The 18,813-nt window shown below is 62.5% G+C and carries 11 protein-coding genes and 5 pseudogenes; 3 read left to right on the plus strand and 13 right to left on the minus strand.

The genetic code is table 11. The features are described 5' to 3' along the window. Positions 1 to 139: 139 nt before the first annotated feature. From ACZ9CK_RS07585 to ACZ9CK_RS07610, 6 genes and pseudogenes are all read right to left on the minus strand, one after another. Positions 140 to 1,003 carry an NmrA/HSCARG family protein gene (locus ACZ9CK_RS07585; RefSeq protein ID WP_476049649.1) on the minus strand — a complete coding sequence of 288 codons (864 nt, stop codon included), beginning with the start codon at positions 1,001 to 1,003 and terminating at the stop codon, positions 140 to 142. Between the two features lie 753 nt (positions 1,004 to 1,756). Beyond that, positions 1,757 to 2,332, minus strand: a complete 576-nt coding sequence (locus tag ACZ9CK_RS07590; RefSeq protein ID WP_476050874.1) for a fibronectin type III domain-containing protein — start codon at positions 2,330 to 2,332, stop codon at positions 1,757 to 1,759. Continuing rightward, positions 2,253 to 3,455, minus strand: a pseudogene (locus tag ACZ9CK_RS07595) (S8 family peptidase); the annotation flags it as partial. The gene ACZ9CK_RS07590 and the pseudogene ACZ9CK_RS07595, both read right to left, overlap by 80 nt. 5 nt (positions 3,456 to 3,460) lie before the next feature. Further along, positions 3,461 to 3,880: a DUF7793 family protein gene (locus tag ACZ9CK_RS07600; protein ID WP_476049650.1), complete on the minus strand. Its 420-nt coding sequence runs from the start codon at positions 3,878 to 3,880 to the stop codon at positions 3,461 to 3,463. A 1,363-nt stretch (positions 3,881 to 5,243) separates the two neighbouring features. After that, on the minus strand, positions 5,244 to 5,831 hold the full coding sequence (locus ACZ9CK_RS07605) for a TMEM175 family protein (protein ID WP_476049651.1): 588 nt from the start codon (positions 5,829 to 5,831) through the stop codon (positions 5,244 to 5,246). 149 nt (positions 5,832 to 5,980) lie between these two features. Continuing rightward, a pseudogene (locus ACZ9CK_RS07610) lies at positions 5,981 to 7,577 on the minus strand (ATP-dependent DNA ligase). A gap of 723 nt (positions 7,578 to 8,300) precedes the next feature. On the opposite strand from ACZ9CK_RS07610, the gene ACZ9CK_RS07615 reads away from it, so the two are divergent. Then, positions 8,301 to 8,618 (plus strand): DUF6457 domain-containing protein, encoded by a 318-nt coding sequence (locus tag ACZ9CK_RS07615; protein WP_426303204.1) that lies wholly within the window; start codon positions 8,301 to 8,303, stop codon positions 8,616 to 8,618. Positions 8,619 to 9,555: 937 nt separating this feature from the next. Here the strand turns inward: ACZ9CK_RS07615 and ACZ9CK_RS07620 are convergent. Beyond that, a complete protein-coding gene (locus tag ACZ9CK_RS07620; protein WP_426303205.1) occupies positions 9,556 to 10,965 on the minus strand; it encodes an MFS transporter in 1,410 nt (469 codons plus the stop codon). A gap of 167 nt (positions 10,966 to 11,132) precedes the next feature. On the opposite strand from ACZ9CK_RS07620, the gene ACZ9CK_RS07625 reads away from it, so the two are divergent. Further along, complete coding sequence (locus tag ACZ9CK_RS07625; protein WP_476050875.1) at positions 11,133 to 11,645, plus strand: TetR/AcrR family transcriptional regulator; 513 nt, start codon at positions 11,133 to 11,135, stop codon at positions 11,643 to 11,645. A gap of 346 nt (positions 11,646 to 11,991) precedes the next feature. After that, positions 11,992 to 12,537, plus strand: a pseudogene (locus ACZ9CK_RS07630) (amino acid permease); the annotation flags it as partial. Between the two features lie 122 nt (positions 12,538 to 12,659). Here ACZ9CK_RS07630 and ACZ9CK_RS07635 read toward each other — a convergent pair. From ACZ9CK_RS07635 to ACZ9CK_RS07660, 6 genes and pseudogenes are all read right to left on the minus strand, one after another. After that, a complete protein-coding gene (locus ACZ9CK_RS07635; RefSeq protein ID WP_426303207.1) occupies positions 12,660 to 13,919 on the minus strand; it encodes an MFS transporter in 1,260 nt (419 codons plus the stop codon). A 60-nt stretch (positions 13,920 to 13,979) separates the two neighbouring features. Further along, positions 13,980 to 15,254: a dTDP-4-dehydrorhamnose 3,5-epimerase family protein gene (locus ACZ9CK_RS07640; protein ID WP_476049652.1), complete on the minus strand. Its 1,275-nt coding sequence runs from the start codon at positions 15,252 to 15,254 to the stop codon at positions 13,980 to 13,982. Positions 15,255 to 15,328: 74 nt separating this feature from the next. Then, positions 15,329 to 15,664, minus strand: a complete 336-nt coding sequence (locus ACZ9CK_RS07645) for a hypothetical protein (protein ID WP_184737189.1) — start codon at positions 15,662 to 15,664, stop codon at positions 15,329 to 15,331. Positions 15,665 to 15,928: 264 nt separating this feature from the next. Further along, positions 15,929 to 16,744 carry an IS21-like element helper ATPase IstB gene (gene istB, locus ACZ9CK_RS07650; RefSeq protein ID WP_426303209.1) on the minus strand — a complete coding sequence of 272 codons (816 nt, stop codon included), beginning with the start codon at positions 16,742 to 16,744 and terminating at the stop codon, positions 15,929 to 15,931. Beyond that, positions 16,741 to 17,415, minus strand: a pseudogene (locus ACZ9CK_RS07655) (IS21 family transposase); the annotation flags it as partial. The pseudogene ACZ9CK_RS07655 and the gene istB, both read right to left, overlap by 4 nt. Before the next feature lie 676 nt (positions 17,416 to 18,091). After that, positions 18,092 to 18,310: pseudogene (locus ACZ9CK_RS07660) on the minus strand (transketolase); the annotation flags it as partial. Positions 18,311 to 18,813: the final 503 nt, after the last annotated feature.

Raw genomic sequence — 18,813 nt, forward strand, 5'->3', positions numbered from 1 at the left:
GTCCACACTTGAGGCTGCTTTTTCGCGCTCGGCTGATCGCCGTCGAATCACTCCTCGCTTTCGCTCCCAGCAGGTAGGCCAAGCGGCAGCCCCGCAGTCTCCGCGGTCCGGTGCTGCTCAGCACCGCTCACTTTGGCCGTTATATCAACCATTCCTTAATGGTCCGGGCCTCCGGCAGGACCTCGCGCGTTGCCTGCGTACTCATGTCGAACTGCCCGGTCCGCAGCCATCGCCACATGGTGGTGAGGTCCTTCCCCACGAACCGTTCAAACAGCTTCTCCGGCATCGGCAACCCACGGGGCTTTCGTCCGGTCCGCTCCTGCCACAGGATGCGGCACTCGTCTATTGACCGCACGTCGGATGCCAGTCCCAGCACCGCGCCGCTCCACCGTTCGGGGTCGGTGAACATCCGGGCGGCGATGCCACCCAGATCGTCAACGCACAGCCAGCCCACCGGCCGGGTCGGGCCCATCAGCTTTGGCATCAGGTGCCAGGTGGAAAACTGTGGGTAGAAACCTTTGTCCGTCATCAGTTCCATGAACGCCATTGGCCGGAGCACGGTGAGCGGCAGTCCGAGTTCGCGAAAGCGCCGGGCGATGACCAGCTTCGAGTCCCAGGAGCCGACGCCTGTCGGCTGGTCGCTGACTCCTGCCGCCCCGTACACCACGTGGCGTATGCCCGCTTCAGCTGCGGCCTCCGCCACGTTGCTTCCTTGCCGGACTTCGGCGTCGATTCCACTGGTCATGGGATTCTGGACGTTGAAAAGCCCGTAGGCCCCTTCGAACGGTGTCCGAAGAGAGCCGGGATCCTCGGTGTTCGCTTGCTGAACCTCAGCGCCGAGCGCGCGCAGGGCCTGTGAAGCGTCGCTGGACGGATTTCGGGTCAGGGCACGCACCTGCCACCCGTCTTTGAGGAGGTGGCGGACCACGGCCGATCCCTGCCGGCCGGTCGCACCGACCACTGCCACCACACCCGGAGTGCCCCTGCCCGAGGAAAAAACCATAGCTTAGTATCCCATTTGGGCCGAGGATTTGACCTGGGACGGAAGGAACAGCCCACGCCCCGTCCGGACGGATGTGAGCGCCGGTTACGAGAGGTTCTCGAGGATTTCATCGGCGGCTCGGCGGCCGGAGCGGATGGCGCCGGTGGTCGCGACTGGGCAAAAAAAGGAGTGTGAACAATGTCCACACTTTTCACCTCAGACTTGGTCGTACAGCCATCGAATTGGCCCGGATTCCGTAGGTTTCCGCCTCTTCCCAGTAATAACAAGGCCCGGAATCCCGTTCGAGTCCCATCTCGGGTACGTGTTTCCCAGTTCAGGGGCCGGTTGGCCGCTGAGTGTGGACAGTATGTTCACGAAAAGGGCCCCTTCGGGGGCCTTTTTTCGTCTCCGGCTGTGCCTGGCTTTCTTGGGATGCCGAGGGTTTGCGATCTTGCTTCTTCATGGTCGGGCAGGGGTTGTTCTACATGACTTCTGTCTGATCGGCGGTTGGGTTCGGAACCCGGAGACGGTGCGGCAGTGTCATCCTGTCGGCGATAGCTTCCCGGCTCTGGTTCGTCGCCTGTGCGACGAAGGCGACGCCACGGCCGCCGGCTGAAAGAGGCCGGCGTGAACGCGACCGTCAGCTGTTACGAGGGCGCTAACCAGTTCCGGCCCCGCATCGTACGGGAGCTCCTGAAGGGCTTCGTCGGCGTGACGTCGTCCCATGGCCGCATCAGCCTTTCCTTCGTCCTCCTCAGGGACGGGTCGGTGATGTTATGGAAGGATGCGGACCGTGTTGGATCTGGCGGATTCGGGGCTGTTACCGAGCTTGCTGGTTTCGATGATGCTGAAGGAGTAGTAGCTGCCCGCGCGCAGCCCGGTGATCGTGGCGCTGCCGGCGGATGCGGAAATCCGGAAGCTGGCGATCCGGGTAGTGCCGGAGTAGACGGTCAACGTTTGACCGGTCAGGGCAGAGCCGCCGTCGCGGCCTTTGGTCCAGTTCACTCTTGCGGACCGGCTTCCGGCGGTTGCTTTGACATTGGTAGCCGCGGAAGGCTTGGTGGCGGCCGGTGCAGGATCGGTGACAGTTACGGCTCCCACGTAGAGGAGCCGGTTGGGGGTCCCGGCGGCAGCGCCGGTAATGACGCCGGCGGTGGCGGAAGTGTTCAACGCGGAAGCCACCTGGGCGGGCGTCAGCGACGGTGTCCGGGGCGAGCAGCACAGCCGCCGCGCCGGCCACATGCGGGGACGCCATTGATGTTCCGGACATGGTGGCGGTGGCCGTGCTGGAGGTGTAGTAGTCCGAGTTGATGCCGACGCCGGGGGCGTAGAGGTCCACGCAGCTTCCATAGTTCGAGAACGACGCCTGCCGGTCCGACGGGTCGCTGGCTGCCACCGTCAGGGCTGCCGCTACCCGTGCGGGGGAACTGGCGCATGCATCGGCGGCGGAGTTGCCGGCCGCGACAGTTGCGGTGACGCCGTCGTTGATGACGTTCTGCAAGGCTGCGTCAAGGGTGGAGCTGGTGCCCCCGCCCAGGCTCAGGTTGACCACGGCTGGGGTGCCCGCGGTGTGGTTCGCTGCCACCCAGTCCAGTCCGGCGATCACGTCCGACATGGAGCCGTTGCCGTCACAGCCCAGGACGCGCACCGGAATCACACTGGCGCCCTTGGCGACGCCGTAGGTGCTGCCGGCGAGGATTCCGGCCACGTGAGTACCGTGCCCGTTGCAGTCCGAGCTGCCCCGTCCGTCGGCGATGGCGGAGTAACCGGCCGCGACGCGGCCGCCGAAGTCGCCGTGGGAGGCCAGGACACCGGTGTCGACTACGTAGGCGCTGACCCCGGCACCGGCGGACGGGGGAGTAAAGGTGGTCGAGAGCGGAAGGGCGCGCTGGTCGGCACGGTCCAGGCCCCAGGGAGCGTTCGCCTGCGTGTCCGTGGCCCGGACCGGCAGGTCCGGCTCAACAGCAACGACGCCGCGGGAACCGGCCAACATCTTGGCCTGTGCCGGGGTGGTGGTCACCACGGCGGCGCGCACCGCCGTCGTAAATGTGCGGCCCACAGTCTTTCCGGAGCTGCGCAGCGACTTTGCTGCGGCGGCAACATCAGTTCCCGGGGCGTAACGGACCAGGTAGCGGGCAGGCTGCTCGGACGCACCTGTCGCTGTGACTGCCGAGGCCGCCGGCGCCAGTGAGCCCAGCGAGAAGGCTGCGAAGACGGTTGCGGCGAAACCGCGGGAGAAGGAGCGCACAATGTACCTTTCAATGCTCCGCTCCCGGGCGGAGCGGCAGGACGTGATGAATACACATTTCCGGTTGACCGGCGCAGGGGCGGCAAGCCGGCGGCTTCCTGGTCCAAGACGCCGGCTCGTGGCCACGGACAAGGAAGCGATGGTCGGGCTAGCTGACTGCAGCGAGCTGCTTGTCCGGCGCCGCGGCCTTCTTCTCGGCCGCAGCCGCCTTCGCCGCAGCTGCATCGGCGTCAGTCGGCCTGGGCGAGCCAGTTGATGGCCTCGTTCCTGGAGGTGAAAAAGCGGCCGGGACACGGTGCGCGGACGCCGAGGAAAAAGCTGGCGACGACCCGGGCTACCGGACCGGACCCGAGCAACGCGATCCGCGAGGCGGCGCATGGTGTGGAGAACATGGATCGGGCATCCAGGCTGAAACCGTCCGCCGTCGCTATGTCGACCAGCATCGGGTGTTCGGCGCCCCGGCAGACTTCGTTGATGCCCACCATGGCTGCAAGGGCATCTGCGGCTTCGATGGTGCCTCTGGGCTTCCAGAGGATGTGGACGATTCCATCGTTCCGGAGTTCCACGGTGCCCTTATCGACCTGGGTGATGATGTGCTCCGTGAGCAGGCGCCTTGCGGCTGATTCTGTTCGTGGTTTTGGTTCGGGCATCATCGGAGGCATCGGTTGCGGCGATTGATCGCGTGCTGCTCGCGTCATAGAAGCATGGGCCGGTTCTTGGGGTGAGGTCATGGGGACACCTCGGGAGCGTTCGGCTGGCCTGTTCGAGGCACTTGCCAGCGCGGTGGAGTGGCACTCGGGATCCGGTCCGGGCTTGATTCGATGTCGAACTGCATCCTTGCCAACCTTCTCCCGCATCGGGGCCTCCTCGTGGGAACGGCATCGGGGCCTCCTCGTGGGAACGGCAAGGACGGCCGTCCCGAGACCATGTTGACAGGAAGGACGGTCAGCCATGCCGTCTTCGAGGAAATCCTTGGGAAATCCTGTGGAAAGGCCGAAATCCGGCAGGTTGGCGAAGACAAACTCTGGGCTGGACGCTTGGACAGATGTTTGGAGCGTTCGCAGGCCCGGGCCATGACATTGGTCCCGTCATCACCGGTCCTCTTTTCAACGTCCTCTAACCGCGTTCGCTTTTGCCGTAGGTTCGGACCATTCATCCAGTCCTGTACGTCAGTTCTGTGGCGAACTGGGTACCGGACGGGAGATGCCCTGCGGCTTCGTTCCACGTCTCGAACCCTGGAAATTGAAGGCCCCGCGGTCAAGTGGGTCCCGCAAGGGCGCCGTTCGTGAGAGTGATCAAGCCCAGACCACGCATTGATCCGGCCGGTACAGAGGGTTCCATACGCCTGGGTTCCATGCGCCGGGCAGACAGGTGTTCATGCCACGCCGCGGCTTTCCGGGGTGAAAGCTTTCTCCCCATTCCGAAGAGAAGCCAACGCTATTGCCTCGGTCGCGGGGTCCAGGACGGGCGCGGGCTCCACTGAAACAAGCTGTGAGCCCCGCCGCTGCCGGCGTCCAAAAGTCCTCGGCCGTTCGCCGAAACGACCCGGCGGCTTGCTTGGGAGCCGTTCCCGGAAGAAAAACCCGGCCTTCACCTTCCCCCAGAGGTAAGTGAAGACCGGGCGTCTGTCCGCCGTCCCGGCAGACGCCGATAGGGTAACTCTGCAGCCGCGGACGGATCAAGACCCTGCGTTCACTCACAGGTAACGTCCGCGAGGGTGAGGTTTGCGGTTCTGACAGGGCCTGGATATCGCGTCGTAGTACCTCGTGCTTTCTTCGGCGTGCCTGGTTCGTGCTGCCACGCCGACGCTAGACCAGCCCACTACGCAAGGACGAGCTGGCCTTGACGCTCAGGATCTTGCGGTCGTACTCTGCCATTCGTTGCTCCTAACAACTAAGGTGCCGGTCTTAGGCTGTTCACTTTGCACGAGATCATAGATTTCCTCGCTGCAGCTCGCACTTCGTGGCTCTTGCCCTCCCTATTGCCGATGACTATGGGCAGTCCCGGGCGGGGTCAGTCCCGGTGAGCCCGGGTGACGAAGTGCTCAACCCGGCGGTCAGGAATTAGCCAGATCAGGGCCACGATGGTGTAGACCGCAACTCCAAGCAGTGGCTGGACTGCGGTCAGCCCAAGGCCTGCGAGGTAAATCAGTGGGGACGTTTTGCCTTTCCAGTCCCGGCCAATTGCCTGTGCGAGGGGGCCATTCCGGCCCTGTTGGCGGATCAATGCCTGTTCCAGGATGAAGTAGGCGATCGCGGCGCAGAGCAAGTTGATCCCGTACGTCAGCACCGGGATCTGCACGAATCCGGACTCGTCCATCCAGCGAGTGGTGAACGGGACTAGTGAAAGCCAGAACAACAAGTGCAGATTGGCCCAGAGGATCGAGCCGTTGACCCTGCTTGCCAGATGGATCATGTGGTGGTGATTGTTCCAGTAAATTCCCACGTAGACGAAGCTGAGCAGGTAGCTGAGGACCGTGGGCAGGACGGAGCCTAAACCATGCCAGGTCGGTTCGTCTGGCACATGGAGTTCCAGCACCATGATTGTGATGATGATGGCGAGCACACCATCACTGAACGCCTCCAGACGGTTCTTGTTCACCGGCCTCCCTCCATCAAACCAACATCCTGATCAAGGCTCCTCAGCCAGGGCCCGGAGAGCCCGGCACACGACAATCATCGGGCTAATCAAGACCTTCGCCACTAATAGGATCTGAAGCTCGTGCAGGTTGCACGGAAAACGCTAAACCATCAATCTTGCAGGAGTGGGTCATCTCTTCCCGAATCTGGCTCCGCCGGTGCGGGCGATACCTTTCTGCCCACTGGTGTACGGAGCAGGGCGCGCAACGCCTGGATGGTGTCGGCCTCCGCGGCAGTCTTGTCGTCACGGTAGCGCTTGACGCGTGCGAAACGAAGGGCGATTCCACCCGGATAGCGGGGAGAGTGCTGGACGCCGTCGATGGCGATCTCGACCACGGTGATCGGCTCGGTCCACACCGTGCCCGCCGTACGCCGCACCTCCAACTCCTGGAACTTTTCAGTCTGCCACTGCAGCAGCGCGTCGGTGAGGCCTTTGAAAGTCTTGCCCACCATCACGTAACCGCCGGGTTCGCCGAACTCGCCAACGGGGTCCAGAGCTCCGAGGTGCAGGTTCGACAGCAGGCCAGCGCGCCGTCCTGACCCCCATTCGCAGGCGAGCACCACCAGGTCGTAGGTGAGCACCGGCTTCACCTTGATCCAGTTCGAACCCCGCCGCCCGGCGGCGTAGGCCGAGCCCAGCGCCTTCACGACCACACCCTCATGGCCGGCGGCCAGTGCATCGCGCGATACGCTCTCGGCAACAGCCGCATCCGCGGTGATTTTCCCCGGGATGCGGTGACCGGGGGCGATGCGCTCGAGCACGCCGATGCGTGTGGCCAGCGGCTCATCGAGCAGGTCGCGCCCGTCGACGTGCAGCACGTCGAAAAAACCACGGATGCAGCAGTGTGGTGCGCGCCTCGTTCGCCCCAAACCGGGACATGGTCTCCTGGAACGGCCGGGGCCCGCCGTCCTCGTCGAGGGCCAGGGTCTCGCCGTCGAGGATCACATCCCGCACGGGCAGGCCGCGCACCACCTCCACCACCTCAGGCAGCCGATGGGTCACTTCGGCCAGGGTGCGGGTGTAGATGTGCACGTCTTCGCCGGCACGGTGCACCTGGATGCGTGCGCCGTCGAGCTTGTATTCCACCGACGCTTCCCCCGTCGCCTTCAGCGCCTCGCCGGCGCTGGCCGCGGTTGCGGCGAGCATGGGCTGCACGGGACGCCCGACGACGAGGCCGACTGCGTCAAGCTGGGCCGCGGTGCCCGTGATCGCCAGCAGGGCGGTCCCGCCGAGATCGCCGGTGAGCATCGCTGCGCGGCGTACGGCCTCGACCGGCCGCCCGGCGGCGCGGGCAACCGCATCGGTCAGTACGCCTTCGAGTGCACCGGTGCGAAGTTCTCCGAGCAGCACGCCGGTGATGAAGGCCTGCTCTCGTTCGGTGGCTTCGGCCATGAGGGTCCGTAGGGTCGCGGCGCGTTCCACGGTCGAGCCAGCGCCTGCGGCTGCCAGCAGCCGGTCCAACGCGACGTCGAGGTGGGCGATAGTGAGATTCGGCTCAGGAGCGGGCTCGCCCTTGGCCGCCCTCATGCCGCTCCAGCCGATCCCGACCCGGCCCTGGCGAGGCTTGGCGGTGAGCAAGCCGACCGCCGTCGGGATGTCCGCGGGGTCGAGCCGGAGCAGCAGGCCTGCCAGTTCGTTGATCTTGGCGACCCGGGAGCGGGTGGCCGCGACGGCTTCCGAGGTCCTCACGAGCTCATCGAGCAGCATGGCACCAGTCTGTCACGCCCGCTGTCTATGGACAGCGAATAAGCCCTGTTCCGGAAGCGGCGCGTGGGAATGATCGCCGCCAGTCTCATGGAGTGCCCTGAAGTGTTCTACGGCTGGGAACGGCTCGTAGATGCAACAGCGCTTACCGTTGCCCGTACTCGACAGAACCGGAAACCTTCGGTGTAGTGCTCAACGGTGTCCCATTCGACCGGGAGCAGGTGGAGATTCGGCTCGAGCGAACTGGGAAAGGGGCTGGCCGCGGAAGCAAGGCCTTCAGCTGATGAGCGGGCGAGCTTCGCGAAAGGCAGCCTCGAATTCCGTCTTCTTTCGGGACAACGCCTGAAGTTGGCTCGGTCGGTTTAGTCGCTTTTTTTGGAGCAAAGTTGCAGACAGATTGTGGGCGATGAGTCACACGTACATGCCGTCATGGGCGGTATCGCCCTCCGTCTCTAGCGGGAGCAGGGCGACCGGTCCAATGAGGCCCGGCCAGGGCCGCGACCCATTTTGGTTCACAGGTTGGTCGTCTGGTCCCACGTTAAGATGGCCAGCAAACCTCGCCGCAGAGGGCTGCGCGACCTACTTCATAAGGCGCTAATCGATAGCCAGCGGGCGAACGGTTCCGTCCCCGGCCAATTTGCCGGCAACCCACTGACTTGCGGGGGAATGCCTTGTATTCTCGTGGCACCACCCCCGACCGCTCGAGACTTTCGGCAAGGAGAAATCATGCCCAGCGACGAAGAAGCACAGGTTCTGTCCCAATGGAGTCAGGAACTGGCGAGGGCGCTGCAAATCTTGGACCTTGACGTTGACCAGGAGCTGGTCCTGGATCTGGCCAGGAAATCTGCAGACTCCGTGATCCATGCAGCAGCGCCGGTGACGGCTTTCATGGTCGGTTACGCCGCCGGGCTTGAAGCGGGGAAAGGAAGCCGGGGTTCGGACGTTTCACCTGCAGTGGCGACTAACAGGGCGGCAAGCGTCGCCTTCAAGCTCTGTTCTGACCGGGCGGAAGGAAAGGGCTCGGACCCGACAACTCAGTCGTAAAGTCGAGGACCCTCGACCGTGGTCTTTGGCACAAAAAGGGGGCCGTGCAGAATGTGCACACCGTGCCTGTCGGAATGGTCCGTACTGCCGCCGGATTGGCCCGATTTGGGGATGTTTTCGGGGGAGTGGTGGATTCTCGGGGGCTGGAATGCAATTCGAGCCCCATCTCGGGTACGTGTTTTCCCAGCTCAGAGTCCCTTTTGGGGTTCTGAGTGTGGACAGGTTGTTCACCGATGAGCCCCTTCGGGGGCCTTTTTCGTTTCCGGGTGCCTCGCTTTCTTCGGGTGTTTGCTGGCTCCGTGGTCTTACTACTTCATGATGCGGTAGGTCACTTCTGCATGACTTTGAGTGTGATTGATGGTTGTCGTTCGCGTCCGGAAGTCGGTATTACCGCTCCAGGCTGTCGGCGATTGCTCCGGGGTGTCCGTGAGGTTCGGCGTCGTTCTGTTAGCAGAGCCAACGCCGGGTTGAGGGGCCGGAGTGCAACTTGGGATACCGGGAGCGGTCCAAAACTTCGCGAGGGAACAAGCGACGCAGTAGTTCCGAGCGAAGTTTTGGAGTGCGAGCGGCGCGCAGACCGGCATAAGCCGATGCGGACGATCGATACACCCGCGTCTCGGAGATCCCGGCGTGCCTCGTTCGTCGCATTGGGTGAAGACCAGGCGCTCGGCCGCCCGGGAAACACCGACGAAGAAGTCATGGTGGACTCGACGGTGTCTCGTGCGTGCGCCCATCACTGGCCCCTGTCGAGACCAATGAAGAAAACGGTGGTACTCCAGGCCCTTTCGCCGGTGGACTGTCAACAGAACAGCGTCTTTGTCGAAGAATGCGTCTGAGACCAAGTTCCAGGAATCTACCCGCCGAAGCGCCTCGGCCAGCCGAACCTTGAAGGCCGCGAGGCTTCGCCCGCAAAGTCCGCGTAACCTCTGGCGTCAGCTCATGCAACCTTCCGAGGTCTGATGACCAGCCCCGCGACGGCCACCAGCGCGAGGGCGGAGAGAACGGTCGCCGACCAGAACCCGGCCCGTCCTCCGGTCAGGAAGTCGCCAGGGATAGCGAAGGCTGCATAGATCGAAGCCACGATGGCCAGTCCGACGGCGCCGCCAAGTTGCTGCATTGTCTGGAAAAGCCCGGAGGCGGACCCCGCGTGCTCGGGTTCGACGTTGCGTAGGGCGAGCGTCGTGAGCGGCATGAACGTCATGCCGGCTGAGATTCCGGTAGCCAGAAGGGCAAGGATGACAAGGACGAAAGGTGTGTCCGCACTCAGCTGCGTGAGCGGCAGGAAGGCGACGACGCGAAGTGCGGCGCCGAGGATGACGAGGCGGATCGCGCCTAGGCGCTCGACCAGTCGCGGGATGATCCGCGACATAGCGAAGATGCTCAGGGGCATCGGCAGGAACGCGAGCCCGGTCACCAATGGAGTGAGGTGCAGGTCGTCTTCGAGGTACTGGACCATCAGGAAGAACATCGCCAGCATCCCGCCATAGGTGGCCGCCATCGCCGCCAGCGCCGACAGTCTGCTCGGGCTGCGGAGCAGTTGCGGGCGAAGCAAGGGGTGGGCCACCCTCCGCTCTGTGAACGCAAGCACGGCTATCAGCGCTGCGCCGACCAGGAGGCCGCCGATCGTGCGGGGGCTGGACCAGCCGACGTCGCCCGCTTGGATGAGGGCCCATACGATGGCGACGGCGCCGCCGGTTGCGGTCACCGCTCCGAGGATGTCGAAGCGCCCGGGCCGCCGGGGCGTTTCGGCCACGAGGCGCGGCACCGCAATGAGGACAACGACGCCGATCGGCACGTTGATGAAGAGAGTCCATCGCCAGTTGGCCGTGTCGGTGAGCAGCCCGCCGAGGATGAGCCCAAGGGCGCCGCCCATCGAGGCGATGGCAGAGAACAGGGCGAGCGCCCGGTTCCGCGCGCCCTCGTCCCGAGCGCTCGTGGTGATGAGCGCGAGCACGCTCGGCGCGGCTAACGCAGCGCCGAGGCCTTGGAGCGCCCGTGCGATGACGAGGAGAAGGGGCGAGGTGGCCAGCCCGCCGAGCAGTGAGAAGACCGTGAAAGCTGCGACGCCCACGAGGAAGGTGCGCCGACGGCCGAAGACGTCTCCGATCCGTCCACCGAGCAACAAGAGGCCACCGAAGGCGAGGGCGTAGCCGTTCAAGACCCAGCTGAGTTCGGCGCGGTCGAAGTGGAGATCGGTAGCGATGTGGGGAAGTGCGACGTTCACGACGGTCGCGTCGAGGACAAGCATGAGTTGGGCAAGCATGACCAACCAGAGGCCAATGCTGCCGGCGCGGCGGCTGGATGGCGCGATCCCGGCGACCGCACGTGTGGCGGTTGTGATTGTCATGGGGAGGTGTCCTGTTCTAGCCGAATGGCTGACGTAGACTAAGAGGAGAGAAGCTCCGCTTAGAACTATACGGAGATACTCTCCGCTTTGCAACGGTGTGTTTTGCATTGGTTTATCGAGAGGTGTTTTCTGTGCGCGCTGACGCTCAACGCAACCGCGATCGGATCGTGGAGGTTGCGCGTATGCTCTTCCGAGCCAAAGGCTTCGACGCCGTTTCGATGGACGAGGTCGCCAAAGGTGCCGGTGTTGGCCCCGGCACGCTCTACCGGCACTTCACAACCAAAGAGTCGCTATACGACGCGGTCCTCGAGGCCTGGGCGGAGAAGGTCAACACGGCTGTCGACCAGGCGCTTTCCCTCGACGCCCCCGCGCGGGAGCAGTTGTTGAAATGGCTGACGGACTTTGCGGCGATGCTGACCGAACACAAGGGTGCGGCCGCGCGGATCACCGCTGCGCTCGGCGACCCTGGTTCGCCGTTTGCCGCGAAGTGCCAGACCTACCTCGGCGCTAACCAGCGCGTAATCGACGCGTTGGACTCGGCCCTGCGCCCCGGGGTCGAGGCAATGCAAATCAGCCGGCTTGTCGGCGGCGTGGCTGCAGTCGCAGACAACAGCGATCTTCCGGCCGACTCAGTAGCATCGATGCTCTCGATCATCGTTGACGGACTGCTCGCTGCCTGACGGCTTCAGATTTGGCTAGTCGACTATCGCATGCGCGTGTCGCCTGTCTACGGATGCAGGGATGCGATATCAGATCGGCAGGGACACCACCCGACAGGCCTTGTCGGACCCTGTCCCGATTTATTGAGTTTCTGGGTCGTTGGTTCTGGGCGTCGTTCGGGATAGGGGACCAGCCGCTGGGCTGAGAGGCTGGAGTGCAACTTGGGGGACCGGTCCTGGTCCCAGAGTTCGTGAGGACGGAAGCGACGTTAGGGCGCCGAGCGAAGTTTTTTGACCCAGGGACGGCGCGCTAGTGCCTGGTTGCGCGAAGGGCCCGCCCAGCGATCATGGGAGACATCAGAACGACAGCAGTGACAGCAAGGGCGAGAGCCCGTTCGTGACCTTCTTCAGCTCCATCGGCGTCGAAGGCGTTGACACCATCATGAACCTCGTCGTCCTGACCGCCGCGCTCTCATCGCTGAACGCCGGCCTGTACTCTACCGGACGTATCCTGCGCTCGATGGCAGCAGCAGGCTCCGCGCCCAAGTTCTCCCTGCGCATGAACAAATCCGGCGTACCCTACGGTGGCATCGTCGTCAACGCAGTCGTGGCATTCCTCGGCGTGCCCCTGAACTACGGCGTCCCCGGAGATGCTTTCGAAATCGTCCCCAGCGTTGCCGCCGTCGCCATGATCTCCACTTGGGGCACGATCATTCTCTGCCAGATCCAACTTCAGCGAAGGGCCAACCGTGGCTGGGTCAAACGCCCATCGTTCCGCATGCCCGGCGCCCCCTTCACGGGTTACTTCACCTTGGCGTTCCTCATCTGGGTCCTGGTCATGATCCTCATCGACTCACCGTGGACGCTGGTGACTTCGCCCTGTGGGCTCTGCGTCGTCAGCTCTACTTCATGATCCATGGCTCCAAGTACGCCCATTTGAATATGTCAACCATATTTGGCCCCAGTAGGACGGTTACTTCTGGCCCCACTCTGGAATCCCTGAGTTCACCGGATATCGGTATGTCGGGAGACGCGTTAGTCCATCATTTCAGGGGCCAGCTCTTGACGTGGGATTCGTCGACCTTCTGCCCTTTGGCTTTTTGCACGGAGTACCAGTGTGAGCATGCCAAATCCGCTGACCAAGGGGACAAGAGCCGCAACTGAGAGGGTTGGACCGGCTCCCCACCGACTGACGACGGTGCCAGCAACTGCAGCTCCAAGTGGTGTCAAGGCCAGAGATGCGACCCAGTCGATGCTGATGACGCGAGCCAGGAGGCGGTCAGGGACGGTTGATTGGATGTACGTTGACCAGTAGATGTTTCCGATCGCCATGAGTCCCGCAGCCATTGCGTAGGAAATTATGAAAGCCCAAGCGCTCGGCAGCAGAACCGCCAGCATGAGTATTCCGGATCCCAGGCCCCACGCTGCAATCATCCAGGCAACGTATTTGTTCGGGAGCGGCAAAGCCCCCACGATAACGACAACAACTGCTGAAATGACAGCGCCGATTGAAAGAGCAATACCGTAGAGCGCTGCGCCGCCGTCCTGTATGTCCGTAATCCAAGTGGTTGCTGCAACTGGCTTGGCGCCGACCTGGAGCATGATGAATATTGAGACCCATACCAGCAGGGCGACGAACAGTGGAGTCCCCTTTAGGTAGCGGAGCACTGAAGCCCAGTTGCTGTTCTCAGGAGCCTCTTGTTGACAGTCTTCTGTAACTGAGGGAAGCAGCTGGATTCGGCGTGCAATTATTGCCCCGAAGAAACATAGCAAAGCCGACAGCGCGAACGTCCAGGTTCCCATGCCCATCGTTACAAGCGCGCCTCCGAGCAAAGGGCCAAGGATGCCTTGGCCGATGCGCTGGCTGAGGCTATCCATCGAGTTTGCCTTATGGAGGTCCTCCTTTGAGACCAGTCTTGGTGTCATGGCATCTGAAGCGGGGCCATAGACTGCGGTTGATGCGCCAAAGAGAAACAGGCCTGCCCCGATAGCCCAGATTCCGAGACCTGTTCCGAGCGAGAAACAGATGCCGGCCAGGGCCAGTCCTGCTGCCCAATAGGACCAGGAGATAACCCTCTGTCGAGGGAACCTGTCCGCAATCGTCGCGCCTGGAAATGCCATAACAAGTACGCCTGCAGTCTGCAAAGCAAGGCAGAAGCCAACCGCTGCTGGGTCACCTGTGCTCTGGAGCAAAACAAACGGAACGGTTACTGCGACCAGCCCCTCGGCGAAGTTTCCCGCCGTGAAGGAGACGAAGAAGGACCGGTACTTTGGATGCGAAAGTAGGCGGAGCAAGTGCTTTCCTCTGCTCACTAGGCGGCGGGTGGCGCTGTTACTGCGCCACCCGCCTTATTGTTAATTGCTAGCCGAAGTAACTCTCTTGCGCAGAGCCACTCTCAACTTCTCTCCGTTCGGGCCATCAATGAGCATGATCGCGGGTGTCGTGTGCATTGGTGGCGTCTGCTGCAGCACTTCTTGGTCCGCCACTTGTTGGGCATAAAAGGCTGCAGGCGCTTTTTTGGTGTTGGCCTTGAGTCGAGGAACCTCGGGATTCGACCGCGGCCAGTCGATTACATCGTTTCCCGGACGGTAATCGCTTTCATTCTCTTCGGGCAGGAATACGGCAGCCCTGTTGATGGTGAAGACGTTTTCGAGGTTACTCAGGGCGTGTCCAACACCGGCAGGGATTTTCAAGTAACGCGTAGCATCCGGTTGGAAGTCGACTGTGAATCGAGCGCCTTGAGTGGGCGAGGAAGCTCGCGTGTCCATGAATTCAACGGAAACCGTTTGGTTTGGAGGTCCCGCGAACAGTAGATGGTCTTCCTGTCCCAGATGGATGCCAAACGCATCGTGGGTGTATCCCGTCTCACCGTGATCAATGAAGTAGAGAGGATACGGCTCCAGAAGTGGGACAAAGCCTGACTCAGGGCCACTGGAAACGTAAGGAAGGTTTACCCAGCCGAGACCATCAATACCCGCGATGGGCTCCCACTCCGGACGGTCCTTCTTCGTTGAGCGCTTTAGCAGCGCGATCCGATGTGCCTCACCATCTTCAAAGTGAACATCCTTCGTTACTGGATACTCGTGCGACAGTAGCGGGATCATCACACGCTGCTGCAAAGCAACCAGGCCATACCACTTATCCCCGGCAGGAAGCGGGTTCGGGACAAAAGCTGGGACGGAATCCGGATCAACGTCTGAGCGCACGTTGATGACGTCACCCTTTGGCTTCCAATCAGAAGTTGCCCAGTCATCAAGGGCGGGCAAGTAGAGCTCGTACGTGTTGAGGGTGAAGACATTTTCCAGGCCATCGAAGTCATGGCCTACACCTCGAGGGATCACAAGCGCGCGGGCACTCGAAGGCGAGAATTCAAAGTCATCACGCTGACCAAAAGTCGGGCTGCCTTCGCGGCAGTCGATGAAGTGTCCGGTGATTGTCTGCGTGCTAGGTCCGAGAAAGGTCAGGATGTCGTCTTGACCGAGATGCACGCCATACTGGCGGTAAGAAAACTCGCTGGTCCCATGAAAAACAAGTTGTGCCGAGCGCAACCTGGGAAATGGGACCACGAAACTGTCCGGCCCGTTCTCAACACGCCAATTGTCCCGCCATTCAAGGCCTTCAATATTCACAGTAATCTCTCTCGTTGCTGTTAAGTATGACGGACACCCCTCCTCGGGGTGCCCGTCACGCTCCGGATCAATGCTTAGACAAGAACTTCGATGTCGTATCCGGCTTTGTCAGCGGCTGCCTTAAGATCGGCGAGCGACGTGGTCGGGAACTCCTCAAAGATCTGTTCCACGATCGCGGCCTTGATTCCGGCCATCGACGCCGCAATGCGCTCAGCCTGATCCGCGTTCTCGAACTTGTTGAACGCCAGGTTGGCAAGCAGGCTTTGAAGGGCTTCATCTCCACTCGCGTGGGCTTCCCGAAGCTTCTGGAGAGTCTCGTCATCAATCGAATCCCAGTTCGCATCAAGCTCGACGCCCTCAGCGTAAAGCGACTCGATGAGTTCCCGAGCGCTGTTTTCGGTGTTGCTCAATGTTCCTCCATGGTTGGTTCCTACAGTGAGTTCCGGCTCCGACTACGCGACTGCCAGCACGAGAACGAACCTAATGAAGGAAGCGACATTAAACAAGCAGGTTGACCGGTTTTGTATGTGACTTCTTGATCCTTCGAATCTGCGGTATATCCATCCGAGAATTGCCCCGTGATCGAGGTGGCAAACACTATGGAAAGTCTGCCGGTGTTTCGGAAACTGGAGGCGGATCCAAGTACCTCGCCGCGGGCGGGGAACCGTTGTCGGTTATGCGGTTTGTTGGTTGAGGGTGTGGGCGAGGCGGTAGGAGTCGGTGCCGGTTTCGATGATGGTGCCGTTGAAGGTGAGCCGGTCCACGATCGCGGCGCAGAGCCTGGGGTCGGTGAAGGTCTTCGTCCACCCGGAGAAGGATTCGTTGGAGGCGATGGCGATGGAGTTCTTTTCCTCGCGTTCGGTGAGGACCTGGAAGAGGAGTTCTGCGCCGCGGCGGTCCAGTTCCATGTAGCCGAGTTCGTCGATGCAGAGCAGGTCGACCCGGCCGTAACGGGCGATGGTTTTGGCCAGGACTTTCTCATCAGCGGCTTCGACCAACTCGTTCACGAGCCGGGTGGCGAGGGTGTATTTGACCCGGAAGCCTTTCTCCGCGGCCGCGGTCCCCAACCCGATGAGCAGGTGGGACTTACCGGTGCCCGAGTCTCCGATCAGGCACAGGGGCGCGCCTTTGCGGATCCAGTCCCCGGTCGCGAGGGTATGGATCGTGGCCGGGTTGATGTTCGGATTCGCGTCAAAATCGAAGTCCCCGAGCCATTTGTCCCGGGGGAAGTTCGCGGCTTTGACCCTGCGGATGGAGGAGCGGCGGTCTTGGTCATCACATTCGGCCAGCAGCAGCTCGGCCAGGAACCCCTGGTAGGAGAGCTGTTCCTTCCCTGCGACGGTCAGGGCCTCGTCCAGGACCGCCCGGACGGCGGGCAGTCGCAGGCGTCTGCAGGCCTGGTCCACGGCGGCGACGGCTGCTTGTTCGGTCAGTCCGCGTCGGCGGCGCAGGGTCGGGGTGATCGTGGTCGCGGGTGGGGTGGGGCTCATGAGATGTTCTCCTTCGACGCAGGAACAGCAGAAACAACACTGGCGGGGTTGGTGGTGCGTTTGGCGAGCAGTTCGTCATAGCCGGCCACCGAGGGCAGGGGCCGCTTGTCCGGTGGCAGGCCGGCGATCACCGCGGCAGGGTCAGCCAGGCGGCGCTGGGTAAGACTGATAACGCGGTGCTCGACAACTTTCGCTTTCGCACCGGGATGACGGTCTGAAATGGACCCACCCTCCAGGCTTTCCGCGGCGTGACGGCGGGCCTCAACCGCGACAACATCAGCACCTACGGCACCGACGCCCAAGGCCGCGGTGATTCCGGCTTCGACGTCGGCGGCGTCCATGAATCGGTGCAGGAGCAGCACATCGATCAGTTCACGGGTGCCGTCCGCGTCGCCGTTGACCTTCCGCGATGCGGCCCAGAACGCCTCATGGGCGGACGTGAATACACCGGTTTCCCGGGCCCGCGCCAACGCAGTCGACCCCGGGAGCACGCCGGGTTTGGCTTTCAGGACTTCCAGGTAATGGTCCAGCTGGACCGAGTGGCCGGTCCTGGCGGCAATGCGCTGGTGCCGGGCCACGACCGTGTTCCCGTCAAAAACCAACAGTTCCGAGGCCCGCAAAGATACCCGGTGGGAGGAAATCTTCAGTTCTGCTGGATGGGTTTGCCTGGCCGGGCTGGTCATGTCGTGCACTGCCAGACCAGCAATGGACGGTGGGAGGATCATTGGCGGAGAGAGGCAAGTCGATGCACTTGGTTCCAGGATTTTCGTTCGAAGGCTAAGTCCGTCGTTATTCGACGCCAAATATTCGGATCGCAGCGGCTGCGGCGGTCGACGTTGCCCTGCTTTCGGAGGGGTCGTCGGAGTCAAAGCGAGGGTGTGTGCACATTGTGCACACCTTGTCTGTCGGACTGGGCCGTACATCGGCCGGACTGGCCCGCATTGGGGATGTTTTTGGGGGAGTGGCGGATTCTCAGGGGCTCGAATGCAATTCGAGTCCCACCTCGGGCACAGTGTTTCCGCAGGCAGGGGCCTGTTGGCCGCTGAGTGTGGACAGAATTTTCACGGAAGGGGCCCCTTCGGGGCCTTTTTTCGTTGGCGGGTGCCTCGCCTTTTGGGTTGATGGCGGGTTCTGTGGTCTTATTCCTCCCCATGGTCATTGCGAGTAACGGCCTGATCGGTGAAATGTGGTCAGGCCGAGAGGCCCGCGAGGGAGTCTTTGGCTGCCGCGGTGGCGGCTTCGGCGGTGATGCCGAACTCGCTGAAGAGGCGCTGACGGAGACGCGGGCCGTCACGGCTGCCGGGAGGATGGTTTCGCGGTAGGACGGGTCCTGCTTCTTGAACCATGCGAGGGCACGCCCATCAGCGCGCCGGGGCGGATCGCGGGGCGCTGGTAGTCGGAGAAGATCAGGAAGGGGCCCGAGAACGCGCGGGTGCGTCCGTGCAGGGAGATGCCGTTCACGATCGACGCGGCGGCGTGCTCGCGGGTGCCGAAGTGCAGGACCCGGCCGTAGGGGTTGCCGGTCCAGGCGTCGGTGGAACGGGAGGCCGCGATGAAGGACGGGGCGGTCTACGGGCAGCACCCGGGGCTGCGCCGCCGTCTGGAAGCCAGAGGATTGCACTACGTGCGGGCCGTGTCCACGAATCAAAACATCTTCGCCCCCGCCATCGGGATCGGCGAACAGTGGCGCGCAGAAAAACTCATCGCTTCCCTGCGCGCCAACGTTTCGCGAACCCGCACTGCCGGGGTCAGCACCAAGCATGACCGCCGGCACTCTGGTCACGGACCCGCATCAACGGACCCACCGAAGCCGGAGAACACTGGCTGCTGGCCCGCCGCTAAGCTCCGACACCGCACCCGATCCAGTCATTACAAAGCACGCGTTTCCACCCCGTAAACAAGGCTGTAGTACTAGTTCGCTGCTCCTGGAGTGACGGGTATGGGCGCAGCTTCTCGCCTAATCCTTCGGATTTTGATATTCCAATAATTCGTGATTGCAGTGCAGTAAGAACTCGTGTCTGTAGTGAAGGCCTATCCAAGGGGATGCAAAGTAGTCGTCGATGCCAAAG

The sequence above is a fragment of the Arthrobacter sp. TE26545 genome, assembly GCF_056279005.1.

What these genes read in the sequence shown, in the direction of transcription:
- ACZ9CK_RS07585 (WP_476049649.1), bottom strand. Translation starts at nt 1,003, where the DNA reads ATGGTTTTTTCCTCGGGCAGGGGCACTCCGGGTGTGGTGGCAGTGGTC.
- ACZ9CK_RS07590 (WP_476050874.1), bottom strand. Translation starts at nt 2,332, where the DNA reads ATGGAAGCTGCGTGGACCTCTACGCCCCCGGCGTCGGCATCAACTCGG.
- ACZ9CK_RS07600 (WP_476049650.1), bottom strand. Translation starts at nt 3,880, where the DNA reads ATGCCCGAACCAAAACCACGAACAGAATCAGCCGCAAGGCGCCTGCTC.
- ACZ9CK_RS07615 (WP_426303204.1), top strand. Translation starts at nt 8,301, where the DNA reads ATGCCCAGCGACGAAGAAGCACAGGTTCTGTCCCAATGGAGTCAGGAA.
- ACZ9CK_RS07620 (WP_426303205.1), bottom strand. Translation starts at nt 10,965, where the DNA reads ATGACAATCACAACCGCCACACGTGCGGTCGCCGGGATCGCGCCATCC.
- istB (WP_426303209.1), bottom strand. Translation starts at nt 16,744, where the DNA reads ATGAGCCCCACCCCACCCGCGACCACGATCACCCCGACCCTGCGCCGC.